This is a genomic window from Clostridium sp. KLE 1755, from assembly GCF_000466465.2.
GTDB classification, from domain to species: Bacteria; Bacillota; Clostridia; order Lachnospirales; family Lachnospiraceae; genus Eisenbergiella; species Eisenbergiella porci.
Map to the genome: position 1 here is coordinate 45,932 of NZ_KE992748.1, position 7,996 is coordinate 53,927.

General features: G+C 51.8%; 7 protein-coding genes. 6 read left to right on the top strand and 1 reads right to left on the bottom strand.

What is annotated here, in order from left to right; genetic code table 11:
- Positions 1–96: 96 nt before the first annotated feature.
- Complete coding sequence (locus tag HMPREF1548_RS22165; protein ID WP_035323406.1) at positions 97–660, top strand: hypothetical protein; 564 nt, start codon at positions 97–99, stop codon at positions 658–660.
- A gap of 171 nt (positions 661–831) precedes the next feature.
- The gene (locus HMPREF1548_RS22170; protein WP_035323419.1) at positions 832–2,139 is read left to right on the top strand and encodes a helix-turn-helix domain-containing protein; all 1,308 of its coding nucleotides are present in this window, start codon (positions 832–834) and stop codon (positions 2,137–2,139) included.
- A gap of 110 nt (positions 2,140–2,249) precedes the next feature.
- Here HMPREF1548_RS22170 and HMPREF1548_RS22175 read toward each other — a convergent pair whose 3' ends face one another.
- Positions 2,250–3,056 carry a helix-turn-helix domain-containing protein gene (locus tag HMPREF1548_RS22175; RefSeq protein WP_021638857.1) on the bottom strand — a complete coding sequence of 269 codons (807 nt, stop codon included), beginning with the start codon at positions 3,054–3,056 and terminating at the stop codon, positions 2,250–2,252.
- Positions 3,057–3,178: 122 nt separating this feature from the next.
- Here HMPREF1548_RS22175 and HMPREF1548_RS22180 point away from each other — a divergent pair, with 122 nt between their 5' ends.
- The 4 genes from HMPREF1548_RS22180 (at position 3,179) to HMPREF1548_RS22195 (ending at position 7,815) form a co-directional block, all read left to right on the top strand.
- The gene (locus tag HMPREF1548_RS22180; RefSeq protein ID WP_021638858.1) at positions 3,179–5,020 is read left to right on the top strand and encodes a beta-L-arabinofuranosidase domain-containing protein; all 1,842 of its coding nucleotides are present in this window, start codon (positions 3,179–3,181) and stop codon (positions 5,018–5,020) included.
- A 243-nt stretch (positions 5,021–5,263) separates the two neighbouring features.
- A complete protein-coding gene (locus tag HMPREF1548_RS22185) occupies positions 5,264–6,130 on the top strand; it encodes a hypothetical protein (protein ID WP_021638860.1) in 867 nt (288 codons plus the stop codon).
- A gap of 60 nt (positions 6,131–6,190) precedes the next feature.
- Positions 6,191–6,751, top strand: a complete 561-nt coding sequence (locus HMPREF1548_RS22190; RefSeq protein ID WP_021638861.1) for an NUDIX hydrolase — start codon at positions 6,191–6,193, stop codon at positions 6,749–6,751.
- A gap of 86 nt (positions 6,752–6,837) precedes the next feature.
- Positions 6,838–7,815 (top strand): Gfo/Idh/MocA family protein, encoded by a 978-nt coding sequence (locus HMPREF1548_RS22195; RefSeq protein WP_021638862.1) that lies wholly within the window; start codon positions 6,838–6,840, stop codon positions 7,813–7,815.
- Positions 7,816–7,996: the final 181 nt, after the last annotated feature.

The window sequence follows — 7,996 nt, forward strand, 5'->3', positions numbered from 1 at the left end:
AGCAGCGGGGTCTTTGACCCTCGCGGCAGTTGCCAAATAGCCATGCTTGCATGGCTCGTTGCTCGCGGGAATAAAGATAAGTCAGGAGGAAGCAGCTTGCGCAAACTTAAAGGAATATTATTGTCCGTCCTGCTTTCCGGCGCCGTATTTTTTACCGGCTGCCAGGGAAATGGGAGCGGTGAGGCGGCGGTTATGAGCCAGGACGAAATCAGCGTAATCAGCCATACATTTAATCATAACAGCTTTGTGGACAGTATTTTTATGATTCTGCCGAAGGACTGGACCTATGATACCTATGAAAAGATCAATGCAGGCGAGAAAATGGACAGCTACGAATGGGGTTATGACCTGTACATTGACGGAGACAGCGGCAATGAAATTTCCATTTACGGAACCAAAGGCGTGGAGGAAATGCCGCAGGATGAAGGGATGGATTTCAGTACGGCAAACGGGCTGCAGGGAAAAAGGTATGTGAAGGAGATTGAAGAGGACGATGGCAGTGTGGTGCGGGAGGAGTATCTTGTGCTGCGGATACCGGACAATGATTTTGCTGTCTATGTCGTTTCTTATTCAATATCAAATGAATTGTATCAGGAAAAGAAAGAAATTTTGGAAAACTTCCTGATTAATATTGGGGTATCCAGCGTTGCGGTGGAATGATGCGGCGCTGGATTTTTTCCTGTTAACTGAAAAAATGCGGCAAAACAGGAAATGTTTTTCCAATGCCTCAATGCTAAGATAGAGTCAGCAGAAAAACTGGCGGGTAACACAACGGCAGAGATTAACTGCGATGGCCGGGAGGCCGGAGATCAGAAAAAGGAGATACACGCTGTGGATTACCGGGATACAATACAGGAGAGCCTGGATTATATTGAAGATAACCTGGATACGGAGATTACGGCGGAGGAGCTGAGCAGCCGTGCCGGATTTTCCCTGTTCTATTTTTACCGGCTGTTTCAGGCGCAGGTAGGCATGCCTGTCATGCAGTATATTCTGCGCAGACGGCTGGTGCATGCCATCTATGACATCAGCTGCGGGGCAAAAATGGTGGATGCAGCCCTTCGCTATGGCTTCGATACCCATGCCGGCTTCTTCCGGGCTTTCCGGCGGGAATATGACTGTTCCCCCTCCAATTATCTGAAACGGCACAAACCCAAACGGCCATATAGAATCAATTTGAGGCAGGAGGGACATGTGATGCTTACACAGAAAAAAATTAAGGAAATACTTTCCCATTGGGGAATGGAACAGGAAAAAATCAGCAGCTTTTATTATGAATCCAGCGGCTTTAAATCCGACCGCTGCTGGTATGTGGGAGAAAATTATCTTCTCAAAACGGGTGAAAACCTGCCGGCTTTGAAGCGGCACCTGGAGGTGTCGGAGGCAGTGCGCCAGGCCGGACTGGAGGCTGCCGTATATGTTCCTGCAAAAAACGGGGAGAAATACATAATGGATGAAGATACGTATTTCTGCCTGACCCGGATGCCTGAAGGCGAATTCCTGCTGGCCCGGGATTTATACGCAGAGCAGGGAAATTCCAGGGCACGGTACGTGGGCGAAATCCTGGGACAGCTGCATCTGATAATGAAGGATATGGAGGAACAGGAGGAGTATCAGGAGGATGATCTGCTGGCCTGTATCAAGGGTTGGGCGCTGCCGGGCGCGCGCAGGGCGATGGAACTGCCCGACGAATTCTGCATTGAATTTGAAAAAGGGCTGGAAGCGCTCTATCCAATGCTTCCGGTACAGCTGATTCATCACAATCCTACGCCCAGCGATTTCTTAATCAGGCAAGGAAAGCCGGCAGGGTTTATAGAATTTGAAAATACCGAAAAGGCGATCCGGCTCTTTGATCCCTGCTATGTTTCCACGGGCATACTGTCGGAAAGCTTCGAAGACGGCAATGAGGAAAAGCTGCGGCAGTGGGGATTGCTCTATCAGAATATCCTCCGGGGCTATGACAGCGTCAACCCGCTGTCTGCAAAGGAGAAGGAAGCGCTTCCTTATATTGTATTTTCCATTCAGATGATTTGCGTGGCATATTTTTCGGAGTCGGAAAAATATGCGGAGCTGGCAGAAATCAACCAAAAGATGCTAAGACAGCTGATCACACACAGGGATATGCTGACACTGGAATAAAATTTCGTAAAAGGACAGCCTTTGGGGGAGACTCCGGGGGCTGCCTTTTTTAGTACCAGATTTGCAATGTATACATCTGTTTTTGAACTTAAAACTTCCTTCGGTTCATACTATGATTGAGAGGAAGGGTCCGCCGTCTGATAGACGAACTGATGCTGCCTGCGCCATTCACTGGGACTTTGTGAAAAATGCTTCCGAAAGGCCTTATAAAAAAGGGAGTTGTCCGAGAAGCCGCATTCCAGGGCTATTTTCTGGATCGGCAGCTGGGAGCGTTCCAGCAGCTTTTTGGCATTCTGCAGGCGGATGGCGGTCAGATAGGCATGCGGCGTCATATTCAGCTCCGCCTTCATTTTTTTATCAATATATTCGGAAGAATAATGAAAGACGTCCGACAGGGTCCGGGCAGTGATGCGGGACGCATAATTTTCATTGAGGTAACGCATCAGATCTGCCGTCAGTGCCGAGTAGGACTGCTCCTGGGTATACAGCAGGCCAAGAAGCCGGAAAAATTCACTCTGCAGCTCCAGATGGCTGCAGGGCGTCTGGTGCAGGAGCAGGCACAGCCTTTGCAGCAGCGGCAGAAACAGGCCTGGCTGGAAGGCGCCTCTAATGGGAAGCATCAGCCTGCTGGTGAGATCTTCGGTATAATCGGCCTGGAAATGGATGTAATAATATTCCGCATTGGGGCTGGGGCGGGAAGCCGCCTGCCAGGTATTTTTTTTCTGGATGTACCATTCGTCTGCCAGCAGCGTGGTCAGGCTGCCGTTTTCCGTGAACTGCAGCCGGTTTTTCAGCATGAAAATCAGCACGAAATGGCTGCAGTAACGGGAACAATGGTATTCATCGGTGCCGAAGCGCTTCAGGCTGCAGTCGGTAAGATAGGGCATGGGAGCCGGAGAAAGAATGATGGAATCCACAGCTTGCACCGCCTTTCATGGGTAATTGCCGGGAGCCTGCGGGCCTTTTGGAACGGCCTGCTCCCGTAAATACAGCATAAAACAAACACAGGAAAAAAGAAACAAAAAAAGGAGTATATGTGATGAAAAAGAAAAAGTTTACGCCCCTCACCGCAAAGGAGCTTCGTCCGGAAGGATGGCTCAGACAGCAGCTTAAAATCCAGGCGGAGGGGCTTTCCGGGCATCTGGATCTGATATGGCCGGATATCCGTGACAGCAAATGGATAGGCGGAGACAAGGAAGGGTGGGAGCGCGTGCCCTACTGGCTGGACGGCTTTATCCCCCTGGCCTATCTACTGGAAGACGAAGAATTAAAAAAACGTGCGGCCAGATACATAGACGCCATTCTGGAGCGTCAGGAGGAGGACGGCTGGATCTGTCCCTGTTCCAGGGAGGAACGCAGCACCTATGACGTTTGGGCGGCATTTCTGATCTGCAAGGTGCTGGTGCTGTATTATGAATGCAGCGGGGATGACAGGATCGAACAGGCGATATACCGGGCGATGCATAATCTGCTGCTGCATGTGACAAACAGTACGCTTTTTAACTGGTCGGCAGCCAGGTGGTATGAGTGCCTGGTTCCCCTTCTCTGGCTGTATGAGAGAAGGCCGGAGGACTGGATGCTGAAGCTGGCCTTTGTTCTGGAGGCGGAGGGGCTGGATTATGAAAAGCTTTACCGGAATTTTGACTTCGCCCATCCGGAGGTGGATAAGTACTGGACCCAGCTGAACCATGTGGTGAATACAGCCATGGCGTTTAAATCCCGGGCGCTGATGTCCCTGCTTACCGGGGAGAGCGCGGACGGCTTTGCACGGGAAATGTATGAAAAAGTGATGCGGTATAACAGCATGGCAACCGGGCATTTTACAGGGGACGAATGCCTGTCCGGGGATTCGCCCGTCCAGGGAAGCGAATGCTGCAGCGTGGCCGAGGCTATGTATTCCTATGAAATCCTCCTGGCGGTGAGCGGGAATCCCTTCTGGGGCGATCTGCTGGAAAAAGAGGCCTTTAACTGTCTGCCTGCCACTACGACGCCGGATATGTGGGCACATCAGTATGTGCAGATGACAAACCAGATCTGCTGCAGCAGGATTGCGCCGGATCAGGTGCCCTTTAATTCCAATGGCGGGGAAGCCCATATGTTTGGGCTGGAGCCGAATTTCGGATGCTGCACGGCGAACTTTAATCAGGCCTGGCCGAAATTCGCATTGTCGGCGGTTGCGTTGAGCGTAGATGGGCTGGCCGTGATGTCGCCGGTTCCCGTTTCCGTAAGGATAGAAAAGGAGGGAACGGCAGTTTCACTGCAGGTGATTTCCGGGTATCCCTTCCGTGATGAAGCCATCATTGAAATCACGGCGGAGCGGCCGGTGGAAATGGAGCTTCTTGTCCGTATTCCCGGTTTTGCACAGGGAGCGCTGGTGGATGGTGAAAAGGCGGAGTCGGGAAGCTTTTACCGGATTTACCGTAAATGGGAGGGGAGTACCCGGGTGAAGGTGAGCTTTTCCTTTGTACCTGTCCTTACAGACCGGCCGAACGATATGAAAGCCCTGGTGAGAGGCCCGCTGGTTTTTTCCCTGCCCATCGCGGAAACCTGCAGAAAGCTGGAATATGTGAAGGACGGCGTGGAACGCAAGGCTCCTTACTGCGATTATGAGCTGACGCCGGCCTCTGACTGGAATTACGGCTTCTGCACGGAAACGTTTGAGGTGCGTAGCAATGAAATAGGAGAATATCCTTTTGCTGTGGATAATCCGCCCCTGCAGATAAAAACGGAAATGGTAAAAATCCCCTGGCAGGAAAATGGCGGAGTCTGCGCCCCTCTGCCGCAGGAGCGCAGGGCATTGTCGCAGCCGGAGGAAAAGCTTCTGCAGCCCTATGGATGCACCAATCTGCGTATGACGGAGATGCCCCTGGTCAGCCGGTGAGACGGGACAGACAATTCCGGCTGTCAGGCCGGACAGGGGACAGGGCTTTCTGCAACTATACTGCAATCAGATTATAGAAAAGGAATCGTTACTGGCTACGGAGCGAACAGTAACAAGGAATCATAAAAAAATAGAATCTTTTGCCTGGCATTCTTCCATTTTGTTTCTGATATGATAGAATAAAAGTAACTGTTCGACAGGCCAGTATATTTACTGCGCCGGCTGTAAAAAAGGAGTGGTTGAATGAAAACAGGCAAAAGGCGAATAGCAATAATAACGGCAGCGGCCCTGGCAATAATGTGGCTGCTGCCTTCCTGGCGTACACAGGCTGCGGAGGCTGTCCCGGGAATTCCCGCGGAAGCCGTCCCGGGAATACCATCAGGGGCGGATAATACAACCGGCATGCTTCTCGGCGCGGTGGCGGCCGGGGCAATGCAGGCGGAAGGAACCGAGCTGAAGGTCTATGTGGCAGTTCAGGCGCTGCCTGGACCCGCCGGAATCGATCATGTCAACATCCAGTTTAAAAACACGGCAAACGACAGGACCGTTACCAAGATACTCCGTGATAAGGACTTTGCGAATGGTGTTTATGCGGGATGGATGACCATGAGTATTTATGAGCCGGCCGGTTTTTTTGTACTGGATAAGGTGATACTGCAGGATAATAACGGAGGGTATCTGAAATATTGCAGGGCAGAGGACCGGAAGGAAAACGACAAATACCAGACGCTTCCTGTGACCGCCGGCTTCCAGATTATGAACGGCGTGGCGGCAGCTGACGAAACACCGCCAGTGCTGGGAGCGGTAGTGGTGACGCCTGCCCGGGCGGCCAGGGAATCCGAAATTACGGTGACTGCTGCGGTTGCGGATGATTTTTCCGGCGTGGATACGGTAGCGGTGCGTTTTGAGAACGAAAACGGAAAGGCCGTCACCGTGAATCTGGAAAAGAAGGGCGATTTATATTCGGCGGTGATAAAGAAAAGCCAGACCAAAGAAGCGGGCACCTACCGGCTGAAGAGAGTTTCCGTTTCTGATAATATGGGAAACAGTAAGATTTATAACGGAGGAGACGGTCCCTTTGCCAGCGATTGTTTATTTGTGATTCAGTGAGCGCCTGCGTGGTGAAAAATCCGGAGGTATATAATACAGTAAAAAGGCAGGAAAACAGCAATGGAAATGTTTGATGTCCGCACGCCGCAGGGAGATCCTACGGGTGAGGTGAAGGAAAGAAGCGCGGTCCACAGGGACGGTGACTGGCATGGCACCGCCCATATATGGCTGGTGCGCCGCCGGGAAGGGCGGATTGAGCTGCTGCTGCAGAAACGCAGCCGGACGAAGGAAAGCTTCCCGGGCTGTTATGATACCTCCTGCGCAGGGCATCTTTCTGCCGGAGACACCTTTCTGGAAGCGGCATTAAGGGAGCTTGAAGAGGAGCTGGGGATTGCGGCCTCTGGTGAAGAGCTGTATTTTGCAGGAATCTATCCCTGCCAGGTGGATGATTATTTTGGAGGAAAGCATATCCTTGACCGGGAAATATCTGCGGTATATTTGTACGAGAAGCCGGTAAACGAGGCGGACTTAAGGCTTCAGGCGGAAGAGGTGGAGTCGGTCTGCTGGATTGATTTTGAACGGCTGAAGGAGCTGGCGGCGGCAGGCGCAGAGGGATACTGCATTTTCCCGTGGGAGACAAGTGCCCTGGAATCGGCGTTTCAAAGGCGTTACGGAATATGATGAAAGGATCAGGGATATCACATAAAAAGAAGGAGGGATGCGCGGCGCAGTCCGGTGAATAGCCGGCGCCGCAGCAGGAAAATGATATGAAAAAACTGAGAATGGCAATTATGGGAGCGGGCGGAATCGCTTCCTGTATGGCAAGAACCATTGCGGAAATGGAAAATGTGGAGCGCTATGCGATAGGCTCCAGAAGCCTGGAGAAGGCGGAGGCTTTTGCTTCAGAATATGGCTTTGCAAGGGCTTATGGCTCCTATGAAGAGCTGGTGCGGGATGAAAATGTGGATTTGGTATACATTGCGACGCCTCATTCCGAACACTTTGAAAATGCAAAGCTCTGTATCGCCCATGGCAGGCCGGTACTTTGTGAGAAGGCGTTTACCGCCAATGCAGCACAGGCGTGCGAGCTTCTTGAAATGGCGGAAAAGGCCGGCGTATTCATTACTGAAGCCATATGGGTGAGATATCTGCCCATGCTGGAAACCATCCGGAAGGAACTGGCGGATGGAATCATCGGTGAACCCACTATGCTGACAGCCAACCTTGGCTATGTTATCAGCCAGGTTCCCAGGCTGCGCAGGCCGGAGCTGGCAGGCGGCGCGCTTTTGGATGTGGGCGTTTATCCGCTTAATTTTGCCCTGATGATTTTCGGGGACGAGGTGGCAAAGGTTTCTTCCGTCTGCACCTATACGGATACGGGAGTGGACGAGCAGAACAGTGCAACGCTGATTTATGAAGATGGAAAAGTTGCCGTCCTCAACAGCTCCATGCTTTCCCTGAGTGACAGGAAAGGAATCATTTACGGGACAAAAGGTTTCATGATAGTTGAAAACATCAATAATTTTGAAAGCCTTACTGTTTACGATCAGGATCGCAGGGAAATCAAGCACATTGACTGTCCGCCGCAGATCAGCGGGTATGAATACGAAGTGGAGGCCTGCATCAGGGCACTGGAGGAGGGCCGTCTGGAATGCCCTCAGATGCCTCATGCCGAAACCATCCGCGTGATGAAAATGATGGATGCGATGAGAGCCGAGTGGGGAATCAGGTATCCGTTTGAGTGACGGTTAAGCTACCAGGATAAACGCATCCGCGTAGGAGCCGTGCTTCCCGCCGTCCAAATCTGCGGCAGCCAGCCGCCTTTCTTCCCGGATGGGGTGGGGGTGTTTTAAGATCCATAAGAAAAAACGGTGGATATTTCTTACTGTCCCGGGGAACCGGAATTTTGCCGTCCCTAGCGGCCTG

Excerpts from the sequence above, each read along its gene's own strand:
- HMPREF1548_RS22195 (WP_021638862.1), top strand. The coding sequence starts at position 6,838 with ATGAAAAAACTGAGAATGGCAATTATGGGAGCGGGCGGAATCGCTTCC.
- HMPREF1548_RS22185 (WP_021638860.1), top strand. The coding sequence starts at position 5,264 with ATGAAAACAGGCAAAAGGCGAATAGCAATAATAACGGCAGCGGCCCTG.
- HMPREF1548_RS22180 (WP_021638858.1), top strand. The coding sequence starts at position 3,179 with ATGAAAAAGAAAAAGTTTACGCCCCTCACCGCAAAGGAGCTTCGTCCG.
- HMPREF1548_RS22190 (WP_021638861.1), top strand. The coding sequence starts at position 6,191 with ATGGAAATGTTTGATGTCCGCACGCCGCAGGGAGATCCTACGGGTGAG.